This is a genomic window from Ferrovibrio sp. MS7, assembly GCF_038404985.1.
In the GTDB taxonomy this organism is placed as follows: domain Bacteria; phylum Pseudomonadota; class Alphaproteobacteria; order Ferrovibrionales; family Ferrovibrionaceae; genus Ferrovibrio; species Ferrovibrio plantarum.
The window spans coordinates 362285-383751 of sequence record NZ_JBBKBA010000003.1; the positions used below are offsets into that span (position 1 = coordinate 362285).

At 63.8% G+C, this 21467-nt stretch carries 22 protein-coding genes; 7 read left to right on the top strand and 15 right to left on the bottom strand.

The genetic code is table 11. The features are described from left to right. The first annotated feature begins 153 nt into the window (after window positions 1–153). Both V6B08_RS20040 and V6B08_RS20045 read left to right on the top strand, forming a co-directional pair. Window positions 154–1395 carry a serine hydrolase gene (locus V6B08_RS20040; protein ID WP_341984276.1) on the top strand — a complete coding sequence of 414 codons (1242 nt, stop codon included), beginning with the start codon at window positions 154–156 and terminating at the stop codon, window positions 1393–1395. A gap of 68 nt (window positions 1396–1463) precedes the next feature. Beyond that, window positions 1464–2966: a TrkH family potassium uptake protein gene (locus V6B08_RS20045; RefSeq protein ID WP_341984278.1), complete on the top strand. Its 1503-nt coding sequence runs from the start codon at window positions 1464–1466 to the stop codon at window positions 2964–2966. A gap of 3 nt (window positions 2967–2969) precedes the next feature. On the opposite strand, the gene V6B08_RS20050 is transcribed toward V6B08_RS20045, so the two are convergent. Next, a complete protein-coding gene (locus V6B08_RS20050) occupies window positions 2970–4244 on the bottom strand; it encodes a TRAP transporter large permease (RefSeq protein WP_341984280.1) in 1275 nt (424 codons plus the stop codon). A gap of 26 nt (window positions 4245–4270) precedes the next feature. Next, on the bottom strand, window positions 4271–4831 hold the full coding sequence (locus tag V6B08_RS20055) for a TRAP transporter small permease (RefSeq protein ID WP_341984282.1): 561 nt from the start codon (window positions 4829–4831) through the stop codon (window positions 4271–4273). A gap of 38 nt (window positions 4832–4869) precedes the next feature. Here V6B08_RS20055 and V6B08_RS20060 point away from each other — a divergent pair, with 38 nt between their 5' ends. Continuing rightward, the gene (locus tag V6B08_RS20060; protein ID WP_341984284.1) at window positions 4870–5979 is read left to right on the top strand and encodes a mandelate racemase/muconate lactonizing enzyme family protein; all 1110 of its coding nucleotides are present in this window, start codon (window positions 4870–4872) and stop codon (window positions 5977–5979) included. Between the two features lie 52 nt (window positions 5980–6031). Here V6B08_RS20060 and V6B08_RS20065 read toward each other — a convergent pair whose 3' ends face one another. Together V6B08_RS20065 and V6B08_RS20070 are read right to left on the bottom strand one after the other, a co-directional pair. Next, a complete protein-coding gene (locus tag V6B08_RS20065; protein WP_341984286.1) occupies window positions 6032–7006 on the bottom strand; it encodes a sialic acid TRAP transporter substrate-binding protein SiaP in 975 nt (324 codons plus the stop codon). Between the two features lie 64 nt (window positions 7007–7070). Then, window positions 7071–7838 carry a GntR family transcriptional regulator gene (locus V6B08_RS20070; RefSeq protein ID WP_341984288.1) on the bottom strand — a complete coding sequence of 256 codons (768 nt, stop codon included), beginning with the start codon at window positions 7836–7838 and terminating at the stop codon, window positions 7071–7073. Between the two features lie 190 nt (window positions 7839–8028). On the opposite strand from V6B08_RS20070, the gene V6B08_RS20075 reads away from it, so the two are divergent. Continuing rightward, a complete protein-coding gene (locus tag V6B08_RS20075) occupies window positions 8029–9090 on the top strand; it encodes an MBL fold metallo-hydrolase (RefSeq protein WP_341984290.1) in 1062 nt (353 codons plus the stop codon). A gap of 2 nt (window positions 9091–9092) precedes the next feature. Here the strand turns inward: V6B08_RS20075 and V6B08_RS20080 are convergent, their stop codons facing one another. From V6B08_RS20080 to V6B08_RS20095, 4 genes are read right to left on the bottom strand one after another with little or no spacing between them, the layout of a single operon-like run. Then, a complete protein-coding gene (locus V6B08_RS20080; protein ID WP_341984292.1) occupies window positions 9093–9356 on the bottom strand; it encodes a BrnA antitoxin family protein in 264 nt (87 codons plus the stop codon). Next, window positions 9337–9642, bottom strand: a complete 306-nt coding sequence (locus V6B08_RS20085) for a BrnT family toxin (protein WP_341984294.1) — start codon at window positions 9640–9642, stop codon at window positions 9337–9339. Before V6B08_RS20085 ends, V6B08_RS20080 begins: the two co-directional genes overlap by 20 nt. 37 nt (window positions 9643–9679) lie before the next feature. Then, window positions 9680–10153 (bottom strand): hypothetical protein, encoded by a 474-nt coding sequence (locus V6B08_RS20090; RefSeq protein ID WP_341984296.1) that lies wholly within the window; start codon window positions 10151–10153, stop codon window positions 9680–9682. Beyond that, entirely contained in the window at window positions 10150–10548 is a 399-nt protein-coding gene (locus V6B08_RS20095) for an acyl-CoA thioesterase (protein ID WP_341984298.1), read from the bottom strand. The genes V6B08_RS20090 and V6B08_RS20095 overlap by 4 nt, the downstream gene beginning before the upstream one ends. 127 nt (window positions 10549–10675) lie before the next feature. Between V6B08_RS20095 and parE the strand changes: the two genes are divergently transcribed. From parE to V6B08_RS20110, 3 genes are all read left to right on the top strand, one after another. Next, window positions 10676–12646, top strand: coding sequence for a DNA topoisomerase IV subunit B (parE, locus tag V6B08_RS20100; RefSeq protein WP_341984485.1), 1971 nt, complete (start codon window positions 10676–10678; stop codon window positions 12644–12646). 13 nt (window positions 12647–12659) lie between these two features. After that, window positions 12660–13319 (top strand): Rossmann-fold NAD(P)-binding domain-containing protein, encoded by a 660-nt coding sequence (locus V6B08_RS20105; protein WP_341984300.1) that lies wholly within the window; start codon window positions 12660–12662, stop codon window positions 13317–13319. A 71-nt stretch (window positions 13320–13390) separates the two neighbouring features. Further along, entirely contained in the window at window positions 13391–14593 is a 1203-nt protein-coding gene (locus tag V6B08_RS20110; RefSeq protein WP_341984302.1) for a GGDEF domain-containing protein, read from the top strand. On the opposite strand, the gene V6B08_RS20115 is transcribed toward V6B08_RS20110, so the two are convergent. From V6B08_RS20115 to V6B08_RS20145, 7 genes are all read right to left on the bottom strand, one after another. Then, entirely contained in the window at window positions 14571–15275 is a 705-nt protein-coding gene (locus V6B08_RS20115; protein WP_341984303.1) for an alpha/beta fold hydrolase, read from the bottom strand. The genes V6B08_RS20110 and V6B08_RS20115 overlap by 23 nt on opposite strands. A gap of 92 nt (window positions 15276–15367) precedes the next feature. Then, a complete protein-coding gene (locus tag V6B08_RS20120; RefSeq protein ID WP_341984304.1) occupies window positions 15368–16204 on the bottom strand; it encodes a universal stress protein in 837 nt (278 codons plus the stop codon). Between the two features lie 179 nt (window positions 16205–16383). Further along, a complete protein-coding gene (locus V6B08_RS20125) occupies window positions 16384–17220 on the bottom strand; it encodes a universal stress protein (RefSeq protein ID WP_341984306.1) in 837 nt (278 codons plus the stop codon). A 224-nt stretch (window positions 17221–17444) separates the two neighbouring features. Then, on the bottom strand, window positions 17445–18548 hold the full coding sequence (locus V6B08_RS20130) for an ABC transporter ATP-binding protein (protein WP_341984308.1): 1104 nt from the start codon (window positions 18546–18548) through the stop codon (window positions 17445–17447). Further along, the gene (locus V6B08_RS20135; RefSeq protein ID WP_341984310.1) at window positions 18541–19518 is read right to left on the bottom strand and encodes an ABC transporter ATP-binding protein; all 978 of its coding nucleotides are present in this window, start codon (window positions 19516–19518) and stop codon (window positions 18541–18543) included. Before V6B08_RS20135 ends, V6B08_RS20130 begins: the two co-directional genes overlap by 8 nt. Window positions 19519–19525: 7 nt before the next feature. Continuing rightward, complete coding sequence (locus V6B08_RS20140) at window positions 19526–20458, bottom strand: ABC transporter permease (RefSeq protein WP_341984312.1); 933 nt, start codon at window positions 20456–20458, stop codon at window positions 19526–19528. Then, on the bottom strand, window positions 20458–21432 hold the full coding sequence (locus V6B08_RS20145; protein WP_341984315.1) for an ABC transporter permease: 975 nt from the start codon (window positions 21430–21432) through the stop codon (window positions 20458–20460). Before V6B08_RS20145 ends, V6B08_RS20140 begins: the two co-directional genes overlap by 1 nt. Between the last annotated feature and the right edge of the window lie 35 nt (window positions 21433–21467).

The window sequence follows — 21467 nt, forward strand, 5'->3', positions numbered from 1 at the left end:
ATGCTGAATCATAGCTGAATCAAGCGTTTGGCAGACTTTTCCACTGGACAAGCCGAATCGCGATTCATACACTCATGCCAAGCGAATCGGGCGAATTGATGGCCGTCCATCTCGCCTAGTGTATGAGTCAAGCAGGATAGTGACGGGGGATCAATGATGCAGGTTGGCGCTCTGGTGCGGGGTATTACGGCCCTAGTTGTAACGATTTGTTTCTCCATCCTGCTCAGCCAAAGCCCCGCCCTCGCCCAGGGCAAATATGCCGCCATCGTGGTCGATGCCGATTCTGGCCGTGTACTGCACGCCCAGGATGCCGATGCCCTTCGCTACCCGGCATCGCTGACCAAGATGATGACCCTGTACATGACCTTCGATGCGCTCAACAGCGGCCAGTTGCAGATGAACCAGCCGCTGAAGGTTTCGGCCCACGCCGCTGCCCAGCCCTATGGCATCGAACTGCGCGCCGGCCAGACCATCACCGTGCGCGATGCCGTGCTCGCCGCCATCACCAAGTCCGCCAATAATGCCACCGCCGTGCTGGCCGAAGCCATCGGCGGCACCGAGGCGCAGTTCGCCCAGATGGCGACCCGCCGCGCGCATCAGCTCGGCATGAGCCGCACCACCTTCAAGAATTCCTCCGGCCTGCCGAACAAGCAGCAGCAGACCACGGCGCGCGACATGGCAACGCTGGGCATGGCGCTGATCAAGAACCACGCGAAATACTATCACTACTTCTCCACTGCCGAATTCCAGTGGAAGGAAGCCACCATCCGCAACCACAATCATGTGCTGGCGCGCTATGAAGGTGCCGACGGCATCAAGACCGGCTTCATCGCCGCCTCGGGCTTCAACCTCGTTGCTTCCGCGAAGCGCGATGGCCGCCGCGTGCTGGCCGTGGTGTTCGGCGGCCCGAGCATCGTCGCCCGCGACAACCGCATGATCCAGCTTCTCGATGCCGGCTTCGAGCGCATCGGCAAGCCGGGCAACGACCCGGTGATGGCCTCCGTCGAGCCGGCGCCGGCCTTCAGCCTGATCAGCTCAGCGCAGGCCGCCGAAACCGGCAGCATTGCCCGCGCCGCCAAGCCGAAAACCAATGCCAAGGCCGAAGCCGCCGTTGCCAAGGCGCCGGCCCAGAAGGGCAAGAAGCAGAATGGCAATGGTGCCTGGGCAGTGCAGCTTGGCGCCTTCAAGAAGCAGGATGCGGCCCAGGCCACTGTCGCCAAGGCGCAGGCCAAGGTGCCCACGGGTGAGCCGACCATCGAGACGCTGCGCGCCGATAGCGGCATGCTCTACCGCGCCCGCCTCACCGGCCTCACCGAAGCCGATGCCCGCAGCGCCTGCAGCAACCTGAAGCGCAAGAACCTGACCTGCACGGTCGTCTCGCCGTCTGCTGGCTAAGAGCTGGCGCGGGCTAGTCCACCGAAGTTGCTTGATTTTCAGGCATGGCGCGGCCAAAGTCCGCGCCAATGACCGCGCGCCGGCCCACCACCACATCCAACGCGTCCGACGCTCGCGCCGAAGGCATCAGCCTGGCGCCAATCCTCTATTTCGTCAGCGTGGTGATGTGCTGCCTCGGCGCCTTCATGCTGGTGCCGATGGCGGTGGATATCGTCGACCGCCACCGCGATGCCTACACCTTCCTGGCCTGCGCGCTTGGCACCATCTTCGTCGGCGCCGGCATCGCCATTGCCACCCATAACAAGCAGCAGCGTATCAGCCAGAACGAAACCCTGCTGATGCTGCCGGTCACCTGGGTGGTGGCCTGCCTGATCTGTGCCGTCCCTTTCATGCTCTCGGTACTGCGGCTGCCGCTGGCGGATGCGGTGTTTGAAGCTGTGTCCGGCCTGACCAATACCGGTTCCACCGTGATTGTCGGCCTGGACAATGCGCCACGCGGCATCCTGTTCTGGCGCTTCCTGCTGATGTGGATCGGCGGCTTCGGCGTGGTCACCATCGCCGTGCTGCTGCTGCCTTTCCTGCGCATCGGCGGCCTGCAGCTTTTCAGCCTCGATCTCTCGCCAAGCTCATCGAAATTCGTGCCGCGCATGGTTGAGGTGGTGACGCAGATCGGCCTGATCTACGTGGCCCTGACAATTCTCGGCGCCGTGAGCTACTGGCTCGCCGGCATGAATGCCTTCAATGCCATCGGCCACGCCATGACAGCGCTGGCCACCGGCGGCTATTCCTCGCACGACTCCAGTATCGGCTTCTACAACAGCGCGGCCATCGAATGGGTCAGCGTTGTGTTCATGACGCTCGGTGCCATGCCGTTCGGTCTTTATATCCTGGCATTGTATGGACGGCCTGGAGCCCTCTACCGCGACCAGCAGGTGCAGCTATTCCTTGGCATCATCTGTGCCGCCGCCTTGCTTATTGCTCTGTGGCGAATGGTGCATTTCGATGTAGAGCTGATGCAGGCGCTGCGCGAGGGTTTCTTCGTCACTGTCGCCACCATCACCACCACCGGCTTTACCAGCCACGACTACTCCACCTGGGGCGGCTTTGTTGAAGCGATTGCATTGATGCTGATGCTGATCGGCGGCTGTACCGGCTCCACGGTAGGCGGCATCAAGGTGTTCCGCATCTTCGTGATGATCCAGATCCTGCGGACACAAATCCACCGCCAGATTTTCCCGCATGGCACTTTCCGCGTCACTTTCAACGGCGAAACCGTGTCGGATGCCGTGCGCGCCGGCGTCGTTACCTATTTCTTCACCTACCTGCTGACCCTGGCATTTCTGACCATCGCCATTGCCGCAACAGGCCTGCCGTTGAGCGAAAGCCTCGGCGCCGCCGCCACCGCGCTCGGCAATGTCGGCCCTGGCCTCGGCCCCAACAACGGCCCCTGCTGCACCTTCAAGGAAGTGCCAGAGGCCGCCAAGTGGCTGATGAGCTTCGGCATGCTCGCCGGGCGGCTCGAGATTCTCATTCTGATCATCCCGTTCAGCCGCTATTTCTGGCGCACCTGACGATTAGCGATACCACAGCGTCGGCAGGTAAAGCGTCAGGATCGGGAAGGCCGAGATCGCCACCAGCACGATAATCAGCGGGATCAGGAACGGCAGCACCGCCATCACGGTCTTATCGAAGCTCATCTTCGCCACGCGCGACAGCACGAACAGCACCATGCCGACCGGCGGTGTCAGCAGGCCGATCATCAGGTTCAGCACCATGATGACGCCGAACTGAACCGGGTCGATGCCAAGCTTGGTGATGGCTGGCATGAAGATCGGCACCAGAATAGAGATCGCCGCGATGGTCTCCATGAAGCAGCCAACGATCAGCAGGATGATGTTGATGATCAGCAGCAGCATCAGCGGGTTGGTGGTGATGCTGAGCAGGCCGCTGGTAAGCTGCTCGGTGATCCGTGTGGTGGTGAGCACCCAGCCGAACAGCGAAGCGGCGCCAACGATGATCAGCACGCTGGCGGTGGTCTCGATGGTTTCCAGCGAGATGCGGTAGAACTGCTTCACATTCAGCGAGCGATACAGGAACACGCCGAGGATCAGCGCCCAGGCACAGGCCGCGATGGCCGCCTCCGTCGGCGTGAAAGCACCTGAGCTCATGCCGCCGATCAGCAGCACCGGCGTGAACAGCGCCGGGATGGCGCGCAGAAAAGTGCGGCCCAGCGTCGGGATATGGAAAGCCTGGTCGCGGCCGATATTGTGGCGGTGCGCGTACCAGGTGACATAAATCATCATGGCGCCAGCCATCAGCAGGCCCGGCACAATGCCGGCAACGAATAGCTGCCCGATGGACACATTCGCCATCACGCCGAAGATCACCATGGGCAGCGAAGGCGGAATGATCGGACCGATGGTGGATGATGCCGCAGTGATGCCAACCGAGAAATGATCGGGATAGCCATGGTCGCGCATCGCCTTGATCTCGATGGTGCCTAGCCCGCCGGCATCGGCCACCGCCGTGCCCGACATGCCGGCGAAGATCACCGAGCCAACCACGTTGACATGGCCCAGGCCGCCGCGCAGCCAGCCGACGGCGGCAGTGGCGAAATCATAGATGCGGTTGGTGATGCCTGCCGTGTTCATCAGATTGCCGGCCAGGATGAAGAACGGCACCGCGATCAATGGAAATGAGTCGACGCCGCCGGCCATGCGGTGTAGCACCACGAAATCCGGGATGTTGGAAAGAAACGCCGTGTAGAACAGCGACGAGCCGCCCAGCGCGACGAAGATCGGAACGCCGAGCAGCAGGGTGGCGAAAAAGAAGACAAGCAACGCAAACATGCGGGTAACTCCTGCGAATCCGTAGTTCAGTCGATGATGAGGCTGGCCTTGTTCGGATCTTCGCGCCAACCGCGCTTGGCATTACCGAAAACCACGCGGACGCAGCGATAGAGCATCAGGAAGCAGCCCAGCGCGACACCGGCATAGACGATGCTCATCGGCCATTCGATCACAGTCATGGTCTGAATCTGCATCCGCTCGGTAACGGTGATGCCGAACCAGCAGAGTGCGGTAATAAATCCGAGCGTAATGATGTCGATGATGAAGCGGCTTAACCGCGCCAGTCTATCGGGCAGGAAATGCTGGATTGCCTCGACGCCGATATGGGTGCCGCGCCGCATCGCCGTGGCACCGCCGATGAACGTGACCCACATCAGCAGGTAGCGCGAAATCTCCTCGGTCCAGGCGTAGGAATCATTGAGGATGTAGCGCGAGAAGAATTGCAGGAAGACCACGAAGGCCAAGCCCCAGAAAATCACAAAGCCCAGCATGTCCTCGATATAAGGCTCAATCTTCACTTCCGGATCGGAGACTTCGATCAAATGCGGGTCTTCGCCGTGTGACGGGTTCATCTCTGGCTTGGTCATGACTTAGCCTCTAGACTGCAAGAAAATGGAGGAAGCGGATGGCAACGATTACGCGCGTGGAAATCCTGCAGGTCGATCTGGCGCCGCTGGTGAAGCGCACCGATGCGATCCAGGCTTTCATCACTCAGGAAACGCCGATGGTGCGCATCACCACCAGCGACGGACTTACCGGCACCGGCTACAGCTACACGATCGGCACTGGCGGTTCCTCGGTTGTGGCCTTGCTGCGCGATCATCTGGCGCCGCGCCTCCTGGGCCGCGATCCGCTGGAGATCGAGGCGATCTGGAAAAGCCTGTTCTTCTCGACGCACGCGACAGCGGTGGGCGCCATCACCGCGCTGGCGCTGGCGGCCATCGACACGGCTCTCTGGGACCTGCGCTGCCTTGCCGCCAACCGGCCATTGTGGCTGGAAGCTGGTGGCGCGCAGCGGAGCGTGCCGGTCTACACTACCGAGGGTGGCTGGCTGCATATCGAGCCGCAGGCGCTGGTGGATGGCGCACTCGCCGCCAAGGCCGGCGGCTTCGGCGGCAGCAAAATAAAGGTCGGCAGGCCGCATGTGGCGGAAGACATGGCGCGGCTCGGCGCGGTGCGCGATGCCGTCGGCCCGGCCTTCGAGATCATGGTGGACGCCAATCAGGCTTTCACGGTGGCGGAAGCGATCCGCCGTGCGCGGCATTACGAGGCGCTGGACCTGGCCTGGTTCGAGGAACCGCTGCCGGCCGAGGACATGGACGGCCATGTGCGCTTGAGCCAGTCGACCAGCCTGCCGGTGGCGGTGGGCGAATCGATCTATCACCCCAGCCATTTCCGGGAATATCTGCAAAACCGCGCCTGCTCTATCGTGCAGGCCGACGTGGCGCGCATCGGCGGCATCACGCCATGGCTGAAGGTGGCGCATCTGGCGGAGAGCTTCAATGTGGCGATCTGCCCGCATTTCCTGATGGAATTGCATGTCTCGCTGTGTGCCGCCGTGCCCAATGCCGCCTGGGTGGAATGGATTCCGCAACTCGACCCGGTGGCGAGCAGCAGGCTCAAGGTGACGAACGGCAAGGTCACGGCGCCGGATATGCCGGGCCTTGGCATTGCCTGGGACTGGCAGGCCATAGCGAAGCATCAGGCCTTTACCCCCATCGTCATCAAAGCGTGATTGAAGAAAACCCGGCGGCGCCGCATGCACCGCGCCGCCGGGAGGTTCGGATTTACTTCAGCGCCTGCAGCGTGTCGTATTCCGCCTTGCTCCAGCCGGCGCCCGCCGAGGCATCGTTATGCAGCGGCGCGGCAGCGGCAATGAACGGCTTGCGGTCCACTTCCACCACGGTCTTGCCGAGTTTGCGGAATTCCGCCGCCAGGTTCTGTTCCGAGATACGGATCTGATCCGTGGCGCGCGAGGCGGCGGTCTTCAGCACATCGGTGAAGATCGTCTTCTCGTCGGCGCTCAGCTTGTTCCAGACATGGCCGCCGACAATGCTGAGCAGGCTTTCGGTGATGTGGCCCGACAGCATGATGTGGCTCTGCACTTCGTAGAACTTCTTCGCCATGATGGTCGGCAGCGGATTCTCCTGGCCGTCCACGGTGCCCTGTTGCAGAGCGAGGTAGACCTCGGCAAAGGCAATCGGCGTCGCATTGGCGCCCACCGACTTGGTGAACATCAGGTACAGCGGCGCCGGCGGCACGCGCAGCTTCATGCCCTTCATGTCCTCGGGCTTGTTGATCGCCTTGTTGGCGGTGAGATGCCGCTGGCCGTAATAGGTCAGTGCCGTCACCTTATGCTTGGTCTTCTGCTCGTAGCCCGACGCGATGTCGGTGAACAGCTTGGAATCGCGATAGGCCTTCCAATGGTCGAAATCGCGCAGGATGAACGGCGCGTTCGAGATCGCGATCGGCTTGTGGATCGAACCGGCAAAAGCTACGCCGGTGTAGATGATATCCACGGTGCCCAGCGTGAGCGCCTCGTTGATCTGGTTCTCGTTGCCGAGCTGCGAGGCGGCAAACACGTCGACCTGGTACTTGTTGTTGGTGCGCTTGGCGATTTCCTGCGCCGCCCACAATGCCTCGGTATGATAAGGCTCGGGCGTTTCATAGACATGCGCCCATTTCAGCTTGGTCTGCGCCAGGGCGGGCGTGGCGGCGACGGCCATGGCCAGGCCGGCAGCGGCGAATGCGAACAGTTTCATCGTGCGGTTCCTCCGGTTTTTATGAACAGCTACACAAGTGCCCCGGTGCCTCCGGGGCGCGGGGTCAGACTTCATCCTCCTCGGTGAAGTAATCGGGATTGAGGCTGCGGATATCGGGCAGGCTGCCCTGCAGGCCGTCGAGATGGTGGTCCATGGCGCGCAAAGCCGCTTCGCCGTCGTGGCGCGCGATGGCAGCCACCACCGCTTCATGCTCCTCGATCACGCGGGCGATGCGACCCACCTGCGGCAGGGTGAGCCGGCGGAAACGGTCGACATGGAATTTCACCTGCCTCACCAGCACCCAGATGCCGGGATAGCCGGCCGCCTCGGCGATGGCGGCATGCAGGGCCTCGTCGGCATTGTGGAAGGCTTCCGCGTCATTGGCCAGTTCGGCCTCGCGCTGGCGTTCGATGATGGCGTGAAGGCCGGTGATCTGGCTTTTCGACGCCCGCTCGGCAGCCTTGCGCACCGCCACCTCTTCCAGCGCGCGGCGGATCACGATGGCCTCGCCGAGCTTGGCATAGGGAATGCGGCTGACCGTGGTGCCGGATTTCGGCACGATCTCCACCAGGTTCTCGTCGGAGAGCCGCAGCAGGGCCTCGCGCACCGGGGTGCGGCTGACACCGAAGCTGCGCGCCAGATCGTTTTCGGACAGCGACGAGCCAGGCGGCAGGGCCAGCGAGAGGATGTCTTCGCGCAGCCGCTCATGCACGCGCGCCGCCGCCGTGGCGCTGCGCCCCAAGGTACGCCCCTGGCTTGTGCCGGACAGATTGTTGCGCTGTACCGGCGGCGCCAATACCGGCACCGCCTGCACCTGCGGGCCGCTCGACATGGCTCCCCGCTCCCCTCCCTGTGGCTGCCTGCCGGCCTTGCTGACCTGACGGCGCCTTTGCATATCTTGTATGTAAGATATGTGCTGCCCTGGGGCGGCGTCAACGGTTCTCTCACATGGGTTGCAAATCACCAAAAGTTCAAACCCTTCCGGGGTTTGCCGGTTCCCGCCGGCGCCCTATCCTCGGTCCATGACGCCAAGAGCCCCCTCCTTCGCCGCCCTGCTGCTGTTGCTTCTGGTATTGGGCGCCTGCACCCCCGCGCCCGACGCCTTGCAGGCCGAGGGCAAGCCCTATCACCACCTGGCCGATGGCCGCTTCCGCAACCCGCCGGGCAGCCCGCCGCGCACGGCAGGCTTCAGCGATTTCGCGCCCTTCCTGTTCGGCCAGTTCCTGCGCTCCTTCGATCCGCCGGAGCCGCCGCCCGGCCATGTGCTCAGCGCCGCCGAAACGCAGGCTGGCCGCGCCGCGCTGGCCGGCCAGGACCATGTCACCTGGCTCGGCCATGCCGCTTTCCTGATGCGCCTGAACGGCGCCACGCTGATCACCGACCCCTATCTCTCCACTCGCGCCGGGCCATATTTCTTCGGGCCGCAACGCTATGTGCCGGCGGCGCTGGGCGTCGAGCAATTGCCGCCGCTGGACCTGCTGCTGGTGAGCCATAACCATTACGACCACCTGGATGAGCGCACCATCGAGGCCCTGCCCGGCAAGGATCGCGTCACCGTCGTGGTGCCGCTCAAGCTTGGCGATTTCTTCCGCGAACGCGGCTATGCCAAAGTGGTCGAGCTGGATTGGTATGACAGCATCGAGCGCAGCGGCCTCAAGATCACCGCCGTGCCGGCAGTGCATTTCTCGCGCCGCACACTGTTCGATACCAACCGCACATTATGGGCCGGCTTCGTCATCGAGGGCGGCGGCAAACGGGTCTATTTCAGTGGCGACACCGCCTATGGCGCGGTGTTCAAGGACATCGGCAACCGTTTCGCGCCAATCGACCTGGCGCTGGTCGGCATCGGCGCCTATGAACCGCAGGCAATCATGAAAGCCAGCCACACTACACCAGAGGAAGCTGTGCAATTGGGCCACGATATCGGCGCGAAACGGTTGGTCGGCATGCACTGGGGCACCGTGGTGCTGACCCAGGAACCGGCCTTCGAGGCAGCGCCGCGCTTCCGCGATGCCGGCGGCAAGGCCGGCTACACAGCGGATGCCGTGCTGCCGCTGAAGATCGGCGAGAGTTTGGGGTTCTAGTTCTAGCCGACTTTCTCGGCCAACCATGCCTTGATCAGAGACTGATAGGGCATGTCACGCTTGTTGGCTGCCACTTTGATCTGATCCAAAAGGCCGACCGGCAGGCGCAGGGAAATCGATGTGGTGGTCGGCTTCAGATTGGGCAGGCGCGCACGCTTCGCCTTGCTCCAATCGACGTAATCGCTGGAATCATGGCTTTCCCAGAAAGCCCGCTCTTCCGCTTCGGAAGCAAAAGCCGACATGGTCTTAAACTTCTTCTTCGCCATAACGCAGCCACTCCTTCCTATGCATGCCGCGCGCCGATATGACCCGGATCATTGTGCCCTGACTGCGCAACGTGAACGTGATGTGCAGCAGGCGGCCATCGTCACTGCGGCCAAGGGCATGATACCGAGGTTCCCCTCCGCTATGCCGCTCATCAGACAGCAGCAATAGCGGCTCATTGAAGAACACCTGCTCGGCCATGCTTTGACTGATGCCGTGCTTGTCCTCGCTCTTGCGGGCATTGCCGCCATCCCAGTCGAACCCGAGAATGCGGTCGAGATCAATCATTTCTGTATATTATGATAATATACAGAAATGGGCAACCCTACTCTTCCTCCGGCCCGCCGCGGGCGTAGCGCAGGAAGGCCTCGCCGACCAGCAGATGGGTGATGGTGCCGTTGCCGTCATCCAGCGGCAGGATCAGGCGGTCGTATTGCAGGATGTTCGGCCCGTCCCAGCGCGTGATGCTGATATGGAACGGATGGCCTTCGCGGCTGGCGAGATCGAGATGCTGGCGGATCACGGCGCGGCTTTCGCGTGTCACGCCATCGCCATCGGGCGGCAATACCGCCAGGGCCTTGTAGGCCTTGCCCATGGAGCGGTAGCGGTAGCCGCCATAGGGCTCGATCTCGACCAGCGCCAGATCGGCGCCACCCGGCAGCTTCGAGAGTGCCGGCAAAGCCGCCACCGGCAGGATCGGCTTGTCGCCGCGGGTGGTGTTGTACCAGGCCAGCAGGTCAACCAGGGCCGGCGCCTGCACCTCGTCGGCCAGCCAGCCGCGCGGCGGGGGCGTGATCATGACGCAGCCGGGGCGATCGGGCGCGGCCGGCCCTGATCGTCGATGGCGACATAGATGAAGGTGCCTTCCGTCACCTTGATCTCCTCCGGATCAAGCCGGCGGGCGACGATGGTCTCCATATGCACCGAGATCGAGGTGCGGCCGACCCGCGTCACCGTGGCATAGATCGACACCACGTCGCCGACCTTGATCGGCTGCTTGAAGGTCATGGAATCGACCGCCACGGTGGCGACCCGGCCCATGGCCCGCCGCGCCGCCATGATGCCGCCGGCAATGTCCATCTGGCTCAGCACCCAGCCGCCGAAGATATCGCCGTTGCCGTTCATGTCGGAGGGCATCGGCGCGGTCCGGATCACCGGTTCGCCCCGCTTGGTCTTAGCCGCCGCTTCGGTCATCCACCACTCCTGCTTGCCGGATTAAGTGCTTTTCGCGCCTGCAAAAAATACTATATTTGGTAGCCAACGATTCGTCCGCCCCTATACAGGGGTCCCTGATTGCAGTATAGCGCGGCCCATGAATTCGATGAATGACTTGTTCCAGGGTGGCCCCAAGGGCGGCTCGGACTACACCGCCAAGGATATCGAGGTCCTCGAGGGCCTGGAACCGGTGCGCCGCCGCCCCGGCATGTATATCGGCGGCATCGACGAGCGCGCCCTGCACCACCTGTTCGCCGAGGTGCTGGACAACTCGATGGACGAGGCCGTGGCCGGCCATGCCGACCGCATCGAGGTGGAACTGCTGGCCGATGGTTCCCTGCGGGTGGCCGATAACGGCCGTGGCATCCCGATCGACAAGCACCCCAAGTTCAAGGACAAGTCGGCGCTGGAAGTGATCCTCACCACGCTGCATTCCGGCGGCAAGTTCTCCGACAAGGTCTACTCCACCGCCGGCGGCCTGCATGGCGTCGGCATCTCGGTGGTGAATGCGCTGTCCGACCGCCTGGTGGTGGAAGTGGCGCGTGACCGGGAATTGTGGCGCCAGGATTATTCGCGCGGCACGCCGCAGGGCAAGCTGGCCAAGGTCGGTGCCGCGCCGAACCGTCGCGGCACCACCGTCACCTTCCATCCCGACGAGCAGATTTTCGGCAAGGGCGCGCATTTCCGCCCGGCTCGTCTGTTCAAGATGGCGCGGTCCAAGGCCTATCTCTATCCCGGCGTCGAGATCCGCTGGAAATGTGCCGCCGACCTGCTCAAGGGCGACGACGAGACGCCGGCTGAAGCGACGCTGCATTTCCCCGGCGGCCTGCAGGATTATCTGAACGCTGCCCTGGAAGGCCAGGCCACCATCACGCCGGTGCCGTTCGCCGGCCGGGCACAGTTGGCGGGCGAGCGCGGCCAGGTCGAGTGGGCGATCCACTGGCCGCAGGAAATCGGCGATGGCTGGCTGAATTCCTACGTCAACACCGTGCCGACGCCGGAAGGCGGCACGCACGAGGCCGGCTTCCGCTCGGCCCTGCTGCGCGGCTTCAAGGATTACGCCGACCTCACCAACAACAAGCGCGGCGCCCAGATCACGGCGGAAGACATCGTCAGCGGCGCCACCGCCATGCTGTCGCTGTTCATCAAGGAACCGCAGTTCCAGGGCCAGACCAAGGAAAAGCTGGTGACGGTGGAAGCCGCCAAGCTGGTCGAAACCGCGATCAAGGATCATTTCGATCATTGGCTGGCGGGCGCCCCGCAGCAGGCCACGGCTTTGCTGCTGCGCATCATCGAGCGCGCCGAGGAACGCCTGCGTCGCCGGGCTGAAAAGGAAGTTGGCCGCAAGAGCGCCACGCGCAAGCTGCGCCTGCCCGGCAAGCTGGCCGATTGCTCGGATGACAGCGCGGCAGGCACCGAAATCTTCATCGTCGAAGGCGACAGCGCCGGCGGCTCGGCCAAGCAGGCGCGCGACCGCAAGACCCAGGCCATCCTGCCGCTGCGCGGCAAGATCCTGAACGTCGCCTCCGCCACCTCGGGCAAGCTGGCCGCCAACCAGGAACTGGCCGACCTGATCCAGGCGCTCGGCTGCGGCACCGGCACCAAGTATCGCGACGAAGATTTGCGCTACGACAAGGTCATCATCATGACTGACGCCGACGTGGACGGCGCGCATATCGCCTCGCTGCTGATCACCTTCTTCTTCCGCGAGATGCCAAGCCTGATCCGCAATGGCCATCTTTATCTGGCGCAGCCGCCGCTGTTCCGCATCAGCCAGGGCGGCAAAACCGCCTATGCGCGTGACGACGCGCATAAGGAAGAGCTGATGAAGACCACCTTCAACAGCCGCGGCAAAATAGAGATCAGCCGCTTCAAGGGCCTCGGCGAAATGCCACCGCAGCAATTGAAGGAAACCACCATGGATCGCAAGAACCGGGTGTTGCTGCGGGTGCAGGCCGGCACCGACATCGCGGAAGAAGCGCATGACATGGTGGAGCGCCTGATGGGCCGCAAGCCGGAAATGCGTTTCCAGTTCATCCAGGAAAACGCCCAGTTCGCGGGCGAGATCGACATCTAGACAGGGGGATGCCATGGCACGCTTGCTGATCGCCGGTGCAAGCGGGTTGGTTGGCAAGATTGCTCTCTGGGCCGCGCTGGACGATGCCCGCGTCGAGCAGGTGGTCGGCATCGGCCGCCGCCCGCTGCCGATCCAGCATCCCAAGCTGGAACAGCGCATCAGCGACTTCACCACCCCCCTGCCCGATCTCGGCCACTTCGATGGCGCCCTCTGCGCGCTCGGCACCACGATAGCCAAGGCCGGCAGCCAGGCCGCCTTCCGTGCCATCGACCAAGATGCCGTACTGACCTTCGCGCGCGCCGCGCAGGCTGCAGGCGTGCAGCGCTTCGCCCTGGTCAGCGCAGCCGGCGCCAATGCAGCGGCGAAAAACTTCTACCTCTCCGTGAAGGGTGCCGTGGAGCGCGACCTGGAGACCATGGGCTTTCCCATCCTGGTGCGCCTGCGGCCCGGCCTGATCATCGGCGACCGCGCCGAGCGCCGCCCCGCGGAATGGCTGTTCCAGAAGATCAATCCCCTGATCAACCCGCTGCTGACCGGCAGCCTGCGGCGCTACCGCTCGATCCCGGCCACCACCATTGCCCATGCCCTGCTCAATGCCGGCCTTGCCGCAACGCAAAGCGCGGTGCTGGAATTCGACGGCATCCGTGCCATGGCGGGCAGCGCCGACACCTAAAGGGTGGACTGCAACCGGCACGACTTGCTAGTTTCACCCGGTAGAAACACAGGCAGCCGGAGAATTCGGCCATGAATATACATCTGGACGTGACGACCCTGTCGTTCATGTCCGTCGTCGTCATGACCATCCTGGCGGCGCTGATGTGGTTCCTGTGGCATGGCCATCGCGATGAGCGGGCAACCCTGCTCTGGGCCCTGGGCATGACCGGTTCGATCTTTGCCATCGGCCTGGTGATCCTGCGTGGTCAGATTCACGACATGCTGTCGATTGCCATCGCCAACACAATGGCGATTGTCACCTATTGCCTGTTCTGGTGGGGCAACGACGAGTTCTTCCATCGCCGCCCCAGATACATGATCGGCGGAATCGCCCTGGCGGTGTTCTTCGCCTTCCAGGTCTATTTCGCCCTGCTTGACCCCAGCCTGCGCACGCGCGTGCTGATCTATACCGGCGCCTGCGTTGCGTTCGGACTGGCCTGTGCGGAATCGGTGACGCGGCGGCCAGAACCCGGCATGCGATTGCAGCAACTGCTGCTGGCCGGCGTATTCCTGATGCTGACGGCATTCAACATCGTGCGCTTCTACGTCACCTGGCGTTCACCGAATTCCAGCGAGATATTCGATCCCGGCCCGCTTAACATGCTGAACTTCATCCTGCCGCCGCTTGGCGCGGTGGTAGGGGCTTTCGCCTGGGCCTTGATGGTGAACCAGCGGCTGCGCGCCCGCATGGCCGACCTGATCCGCCAGGATGCCCTCACCCGGGTGCTGAATCGCGTCGGTCTGGATGAAATCGGACAGCAGGAAGTGGCGCGCTACCTGCGGCACCAAAAGCCGCTCAGCGTCATCATCATGGACCTCGACTCCTTCAAGGCGCTGAACGACCGCCATGGCCATCGTGCCGGCGATGCCCTGCTCTGCGAGATCGTTGCCTCGGTGCGTGACCTGCTGCGCCGCGAGGACCATATCGGCCGCACCGGCGGCGACGAGTTGACCCTGATCCTGCCGGAGACGCCGCAGGACGGCGCCGAACAACTGGCCGAACGGGTGCGCCGCGCCGTAGCCGCCGCGCAGCACAAGACCGAGACCGGCGACGTGCTGAATTCAAGCGGCAGCGTCGGGCTGGCGACGCTGGACGATGCCAGCGGCGATATGACCTGGGATCAATTGCTGAACCGCGCCGATGCGGCTTTGCACGAAGCCAAACGGCTGGGCCGCAACCGCGTGGTGGTGGCGCCCGGCGATGCCGGGCTTACCCTCGCAGCCATGCTCTGAGCAAGGTGGCGACCTTGCCGGCCCGCTCCATCGGCGGCAGGTGGCCGGCATCGCGCACGATTTCCAGCTTCGCGCCCGGGATCAGTGCCGCCATCTCGTGATGCAGCTCCGGCGGCGTCAGCGCGTCGCTCTCGCCGCACAGCACCAGGGTCGGCACACGGATATGAGGCAGCGACGGGCGGCTGTCCGGCCGGCCCATGATCGCAGTCTGCTGCTTGATGAAGCCATCTGGCCCGATCTCGTCGGCCATGCGGATCAGGCGGTCGCAAAGTGCCTGGTTGGACAGGTTCTTCTGATGCACCAGGAAGGGCAGCAATTGCGGCGTCACGCCACGGAATTTGCCAAGCCGGGTGAGATCGAGGAAAGCCTTGCGCCGCTGTGTCTGCTCCGGCGTGTCGGGCCGCGCCGAAGTATCCATGAGTGCCAGCCGCGTCACCCGCTCCGGCGCCTGGCGCATGATCTCCTGCACGATATAGCCGCCCATGGAGAGGCCACAGAGCGCAAATTTATCCGGCGCCTCGGCCAGCACGGCGCGCGCCATGTCGCCAATATCATCAAGCTGCATCTGGCCGCAGGGCACCACGCAATGCGCCACATCGCTCAGGCGTGCCACCTGCTCACGCCAGAAATCGGCGGTGAGCAGAAGACCGGGAACCAGGACCAGCGGCTGGCGCGTAGACATCGGGCTATCCTTCACGCGGGGAACACACGGAAGGATAGCCCGATCCGCCGGCGACGAAAACCCGCCGCCGGCCCCCCACTAGCCGAACAAACCTAGTTGCTGAGCAAGACCGGCACCGTCATGGCATCGAGGATGGTTTCGGTGACGCCGCCGAACACCATCTCGCGCAAGCGAGAATGGCCATAGGCGCCCATCACCAGCAGGTCCACCTCGCGGTCGGCGACCGTCGAGAGCAGCGCCTCGCCCACCGAAATATCGTCGGCCACCGTATTCGCCAGTTCGACGGTGACGCCATGGCGGGCAAGATGCCGGGCCAGAGTGGCGCCCGGCGTGCCGCGCGACTTGTCGGCATTGATGCTCAGCACCGTCACCTTCTCTGCCGCCTTGAGGAACGGCATCGCATCATGCACGGCGCGGGTGGCTTCCTTGGTGCCGCTCCAGGCGATCATCACGCGCTTGCCGATGCTGGGGAATTTGCCGGCATAGGGCAGCACCAGCACCGGGCGACCGGCACTCAGCGCAATGTCATGCGGCAGCAGGCCGATGGCAGGCGCCAGCACCGGGTTTTCCGCCGGCGACGGATCGGGCTGGCCCAGCACCACCAGGTCGACGGCACGGGCAGCCGAGGCAGCGGCTTCGATTGGCGGGCCTTCCGTGACGATCCATTCCGCCGCCACGCCCTCGCGGGCGGTCGCGGCTTCGAAAGCGGCCTGGGACTTGGCGGCAGCGGCCAGCGACTCATCGACCTGCTGCTGTATGAAGGCGGCGGGCACGAATTCGCCGGAGTAATACGGCACCACCGGCGGCGGCACGGTATAAAGCCCGATCAGATGCGCCTTGAATTTCTGCGCCAGGCGCAACGCCACATCGGTTTTCACCGCGCTGCGCGGATCGTCGGAAAGATGCAGGAGAATATCTTGATAACCCATGGCAACCTCATTGCCGATGCGGGTGCGAAACGGAAAGGTAGGGCCGCATCGTTGAAATGAGTATGGCACGGCCTGCCGGGAACCTCCTTGACCCAGGTCAAGGAGATTGGTTGTTTGCAAGGCCGTGGGAACGCCGCGCTGGTTGCCGAGCCGGCGGCGTCAATTGCTGGCAGCCAGGATCAGTTGCTCAGCAGAATGGGCAGCGTCATGGCGCCGAGCACCGTTTCGGTGACACCGCCAAACACCATTTCGCGCAAGCGAGAATGGCCGAAAGCCCCCATCACGATCAGGTCGCATTGCTGCTTCTGCGCTTCAGTGAGAAGGGCATGACCGACCTTGGCACCGCTGGCACTGGCGATCACGCCCTCGGCGCGGATGCCATGGCGGCGCAGCAGATCGACGATCTCCTCCTGCGGCGCGCGACCCTTGCGCTCCGGCCCGAAGGTGAGCACCACCACGCTTTCGGCGCCCTTCAGCAGCGGCATGGCATCATGCACCGCGCGGGCGGCCTCGCGCTTGCCATTCCAGGCGACCAGGATGCGGCGGCCAACATCAGAGAAGGTGCCGATATGCGGCACCGCCAGCACCGGCCGGCCGGCCTGCAGCGCCAGTTCCTGCGGCAGCACATCGGTACCGTAGGGAATGGCGCCGGGATCGCTCGGCTCCGGATCGGGCTGGCCGACGATGACGATATCGCTGGTGCGCGCCTGCACCCGCAGGGCCTCCACCGGCGCGAGATCGCTCTGGCGCCAGCGATGCGGCAGGTTGGCCGCGGTGCAGGCGGCGATGAAGGCGTCGCGCGTGCCGGCCGAAGCATGCTGCGCGTCGTCCATCTGCTTCTGGATCAACTCGGTGGGAATATACTCGCCCATGTAATAGGGCACATTCGGCGGCGGCACGGTGTAGAGGCCGGTAAGCTGCGCGGCGAAGCGACGCGCAAGCGCTATGGCCAGTTGCGTGCGGGCATTGTTGCGCGGGTCCAAGGTGAGATGGACCGTGATGTCACGATAGCTCATCGCCTGCCTCCTTCGGCTCGGTTGCCGGCCCGCCCGTCCCCCTGGCTTGCCGATCCGGTTCAGTTTTCAACGTGGCGATACTCTAGTGAGGTTAAATCTAGGGCCTTGGGCGCGGAATTCCAAGGGGCGTCGCCGCCCCTTCGCCCTACATCATGGTTACACGAATGTTTATGTGGCCTAAGCGGCGCCCGGAATCTTTACGCGGCGCCTGACATCTTTGCCGCCTACGCAGCAGCTGACTTCCACACCGGCAGGCGGTTCTCTTCCACCGCGTGACAGGCCACAGCACCGCCGCTGACCGGCAGCGGCTTCGGAATCTCCGCCTTGCAGCGTGCATTCGCCAGCGGGCAACGCGGGTGGAAGCTGCAACCCGAAGGCGGGTTGAGCGGAGAAGGCACTTCACCCGCCACCGGCGTGCGGGCGCGACCGGTCATCTCCAGATCGGGAATCGCATCCAGCAGCATGCGCGTATAGGGATGCAGCGGGCGTTCGAACAGCGTGCGCTTGTCGGCCCACTCCACCAGGCGACCGAGATACATCACGCCGACCTTGTCGGAGACATGATAGACCACCGCGAGGTTATGGCTGATGAAGAGATAGGTCAGGCCCAGGCGGCGCTGCAGATCCTTCATCAGATTCAGGATCTGCGCCTGCACCGACACGTCGAGCGCCGAGGTCGGCTCGTCACAGACCAGGAATTCCGGCTCGCCGGCAAGCGCGCGGGCAATCGAGATACGCTGGCGCTGGCCGCCGGAGAATTCATGCGGGAATTTGCGCGCATCCAGCGGCGAGAGACCGACCTGGGTCAGCAATTCGCCGACGCGCTGCTCGATCGCCTTGTTGTCCTTCAGCAGGCGCCGGAAGCGCAGCGGCTCGGCGATGATCTTGCCCACCCGCCAGCGCGGATTGAGCGAGGCATAGGGATCCTGGAAGATCATCTGCATCCGGCCCTGGATTTCCGGATGCTTGGCGCGTTCGGCGGTGGGGCCGACTTCGACGCCATCGAAATTGATCGAGCCGCCATTCAGGCCATAGAGGCCGACGATCAGGCGGGCCACGGTGGACTTGCCGCAGCCGGACTCACCCACCAGGCTGAACGTCTCGCCCTGGTTGATGGTGAAATCGACGCCATCGACGGCGCGAACGATACGGCGCCCCTGGGCATTGGTAAGGCGCTGCCACAGCGAACCCTGGCCGGAGGTCAGGCGCTTCAGCAGTCGGCCATCGAGAATCTGGTTCAGCAGCGGCGGCGACACATCGAAATAGCGCTTGAGGCCAGCGACTTGCAGCAGCGGCTTGGCCTGCTTGGATATGCCCGTCTTAGACATGGGCTGCCTCCTTCTGCACCAGCCAGCAGGCGGCCATGCTCTGGCCAGCCGGCATCAGGTTGGGCCGCTCCTGGAAGCAGCGGTCGATGGTCTTGGGGCAACGCGGATTGAAGGCGCAGCCCTTGGGGATGGCGTTAAGGCGCGGCATCGAGCCGTCGATCTGGGTCAGGCGCTCGACATCCTGGCCCATATTCGGGATCGCGCCCATCAGGCCGATGGTATAGGGATGATGCGGGTGCTTGATCACATCCTGCACCGGGCCGATCTCGGCGACACGGCCGGCATACATCACCGCCACGCGGTCGGCGGTCTCGGCGATCACGCCCATGTCGTGCGTCACCAGCAGCACCGCCGTACCCTTCTCGCGGCACAGCTTCTTCAGCAGCGCGATGATCTGCGCCTGGATCGAGACGTCCAGCGCCGTGGTCGGCTCGTCGGCAACGATCAGCTTCGGCTCCGCGGCCAGCGCCAGCGCGATCACCACGCGCTGCCGCATGCCGCCGGAAAACTGGTGCGGATACTGCGTGATGCGTTCGGCAGCCGACGGGATACCGACATCTTCCAGCAGCTTCACGGCTCTGGCCTTGGCATCGGCGAGCGTCATCGGCAGATGCGTCAGGATGGTTTCGACGAGCTGGTCGCCGACGCGGTAGAGCGGATTGAGGCTGGTCAGCGGGTCCTGGAAGATGGCGCCGATCTCGCGGCCACGGATCTTGCGCATCTCGTTATAGGGCAGATTGTCGATGCGGCGGCCTTCGAGCAGGATTTCGCCGGACGCGATACGGCCGGGCGGTTCCAGCAGGCCGATGATGGCCGAGCCGGTCATCGACTTGCCGGCACCGGACTCGCCCACCATGCCCAGCACTTCGCCGGCATCGATATGCAGCGAGATATCGTCGACCGCGACCAGGGTGCCGCGTCGTGTCGGGAATTCGACCCGGAGATTATTCACTTCGAGGAGTCGAGCCATTGCGCCGCTACCTGAGCTTGGGGTTGAGCGCATCGCGCAGCCAGTCGCCGAGCAGGTTCACTGCCAGCACCAGGATCGCGAGGGTGAGCCCCGGGAAGATGGTGATCCACCATTCGCCGGAGAACAGGTATTTCTGCCCGGTGCTGATCAGCGTGCCGAGCGAGGGATTGGTCGGCGGCAGGCCAACACCAAGGAAGCTGAGGGTGGCTTCGGTGATGATCGCCAATGCCAGGTTGATGGTGGCGATCACCAGCACCGGGCCGAGCACATTGGGCAGCACATGGCGGATCGCAATCAGCGCAGGCGACAGGCCAATGACGCGCGCCGCCTGCACATATTCCTTGTTCTTCTCCACCAGCACCGAGCCACGCACGGTGCGGGCATACTGCACCCAATAACTGAGGCCGATGGCGACGATCAGCACCACCAATGCCGAATTGTCGCGGCGGTCGTTGCCGAGCAGGCTGCGGGTGACGCCGTCGATCAGCATGGCGACCAGGATCGCCGGGAAGGAAAGCTGCACATCGGCGATACGCATGATCACCGCATCCACTGCGCCGCCGACATAGCCGGCGATCAGGCCGAGCGTGATACCCAGCACCATGGCGAAGATCACGGCGAGGAAGCCGACCAGCAGCGAGGTGCGCGAGCCATACATGATGGCGGAAAGCAGGTCGCGGCCCTGATCATCCGTGCCGATGGGGAATTGCGCCATGCCCGATGCATTCCAGGCCGGCGGCATGAAGGCATCGGAAAGGTTCAGCTTGGCCAGGTCGAGCGGGTTATGCGGCGCGATCCAGGGCGCGAACAATGCGCCAATGAAAATCGCCACCGTGACCCAGAAGGCCACCACCACCAGCTTCGAGCGCTTGAAGCTGAAATAGATGTCGCTGTCGCGGGCGCGGTGGAACAGGTCGGCGGCGGTGCTGAGAGCGCGCATCACTTATGCCCCCCGGTGCGCAACCGCGGATCAACGACAAAATACAGCATATCCACGATCATGTTGATCATCACGAACAGGAAGCCGATCAGCACCAGGTAGCAGGCCATCACCGGGATATCGGCGAATTGCACCGATTGCAGGAACAGCAGACCCATGCCCGGCCAGGAGAACACCGTCTCGGTGATGATGGCGAAAGCGATGATGGCGCCAAGCTGCAGGCCGGTGATGGTGATCACCGGCACCAGGGTGTTCTTCAGCGCATGGCCGAAATGCACCGCGCGGTTGGTGAGACCACGGGCGCGGGCGAACTTGATATAATCGGTGCGCAGCACTTCCAGCATTTCCGAGCGCACCAGGCGCATGATCAGCGTCATCTGGAACAGGCCGAGCGTGAAGGCTGGCAGGATGATGGCCTTGAGGCCGGAGACAGTGAGCAGGCCGGTGCTCCAGCCGCCGATGCGGACAACCTCGCCGCGCCCGAAACTGGGCAGCCAGCCAAGCATCACGGCGAAAACCAGGATCAGCAGGATGCCAATCAGGAAGGTGGGCAAGGAAATGCCGACCAGCGATATGGTCAGCATAAACCTGCTGGCCCAGTGATTGGGATAGAGGCCGGTGAACACGCCCATCGGGATGCCCAGCGCCAGCGCCATCAGCGCGGCGACCAGGCTCAGTTCCAGGGTTGCCGGCAGGCGGTCGACAATCATCTTGGCGACCGGCTCGGTGGTGCGGTAGCTCAGGCCGAACTTGCCCTGCACGGCATTGCCGACAAAGCGGGCGAAGCGTACCGGCATGGGGTCGTCGAGGCCGAGCGTCTTGCGCAATTCCTCGCGGGCCGCGGCGGGCAGATCGGTGCCGCCGATATTGGCCACGGGGTCGCCGACATAGTTCGACATCATGAAGGCGATGAAGCCGACCGCCAGCATAACGAGGGCGGACTGAATCAGGCGGCGGATAATGAAAGCGATCATTGGGGCTGCTTGAAGCGGATGGCGGCCCGGTTCGA

Coding starts and splice junctions, on each gene's coding strand:
- V6B08_RS20040 (WP_341984276.1), top strand. CDS start 154: ATGATGCAGGTTGGCGCTCTGGTGCGGGGTATTACGGCCCTAGTTGTA.
- V6B08_RS20045 (WP_341984278.1), top strand. CDS start 1,464: ATGACCGCGCGCCGGCCCACCACCACATCCAACGCGTCCGACGCTCGC.
- V6B08_RS20050 (WP_341984280.1), bottom strand. CDS start 4,244: ATGTTTGCGTTGCTTGTCTTCTTTTTCGCCACCCTGCTGCTCGGCGTT.
- V6B08_RS20055 (WP_341984282.1), bottom strand. CDS start 4,831: ATGACCAAGCCAGAGATGAACCCGTCACACGGCGAAGACCCGCATTTG.
- V6B08_RS20060 (WP_341984284.1), top strand. CDS start 4,870: ATGGCAACGATTACGCGCGTGGAAATCCTGCAGGTCGATCTGGCGCCG.
- V6B08_RS20065 (WP_341984286.1), bottom strand. CDS start 7,006: ATGAAACTGTTCGCATTCGCCGCTGCCGGCCTGGCCATGGCCGTCGCC.
- V6B08_RS20070 (WP_341984288.1), bottom strand. CDS start 7,838: ATGTCGAGCGGCCCGCAGGTGCAGGCGGTGCCGGTATTGGCGCCGCCG.
- V6B08_RS20075 (WP_341984290.1), top strand. CDS start 8,029: ATGACGCCAAGAGCCCCCTCCTTCGCCGCCCTGCTGCTGTTGCTTCTG.
- V6B08_RS20080 (WP_341984292.1), bottom strand. CDS start 9,356: ATGGCGAAGAAGAAGTTTAAGACCATGTCGGCTTTTGCTTCCGAAGCG.
- V6B08_RS20085 (WP_341984294.1), bottom strand. CDS start 9,642: ATGATTGATCTCGACCGCATTCTCGGGTTCGACTGGGATGGCGGCAAT.
- V6B08_RS20090 (WP_341984296.1), bottom strand. CDS start 10,153: ATGATCACGCCCCCGCCGCGCGGCTGGCTGGCCGACGAGGTGCAGGCG.
- V6B08_RS20095 (WP_341984298.1), bottom strand. CDS start 10,548: ATGACCGAAGCGGCGGCTAAGACCAAGCGGGGCGAACCGGTGATCCGG.
- parE (WP_341984485.1), top strand. CDS start 10,676: ATGAATGACTTGTTCCAGGGTGGCCCCAAGGGCGGCTCGGACTACACC.
- V6B08_RS20105 (WP_341984300.1), top strand. CDS start 12,660: ATGGCACGCTTGCTGATCGCCGGTGCAAGCGGGTTGGTTGGCAAGATT.
- V6B08_RS20110 (WP_341984302.1), top strand. CDS start 13,391: ATGAATATACATCTGGACGTGACGACCCTGTCGTTCATGTCCGTCGTC.
- V6B08_RS20115 (WP_341984303.1), bottom strand. CDS start 15,275: ATGTCTACGCGCCAGCCGCTGGTCCTGGTTCCCGGTCTTCTGCTCACC.
- V6B08_RS20120 (WP_341984304.1), bottom strand. CDS start 16,204: ATGGGTTATCAAGATATTCTCCTGCATCTTTCCGACGATCCGCGCAGC.
- V6B08_RS20125 (WP_341984306.1), bottom strand. CDS start 17,220: ATGAGCTATCGTGACATCACGGTCCATCTCACCTTGGACCCGCGCAAC.
- V6B08_RS20130 (WP_341984308.1), bottom strand. CDS start 18,548: ATGTCTAAGACGGGCATATCCAAGCAGGCCAAGCCGCTGCTGCAAGTC.
- V6B08_RS20135 (WP_341984310.1), bottom strand. CDS start 19,518: ATGGCTCGACTCCTCGAAGTGAATAATCTCCGGGTCGAATTCCCGACA.
- V6B08_RS20140 (WP_341984312.1), bottom strand. CDS start 20,458: ATGCGCGCTCTCAGCACCGCCGCCGACCTGTTCCACCGCGCCCGCGAC.
- V6B08_RS20145 (WP_341984315.1), bottom strand. CDS start 21,432: ATGATCGCTTTCATTATCCGCCGCCTGATTCAGTCCGCCCTCGTTATG.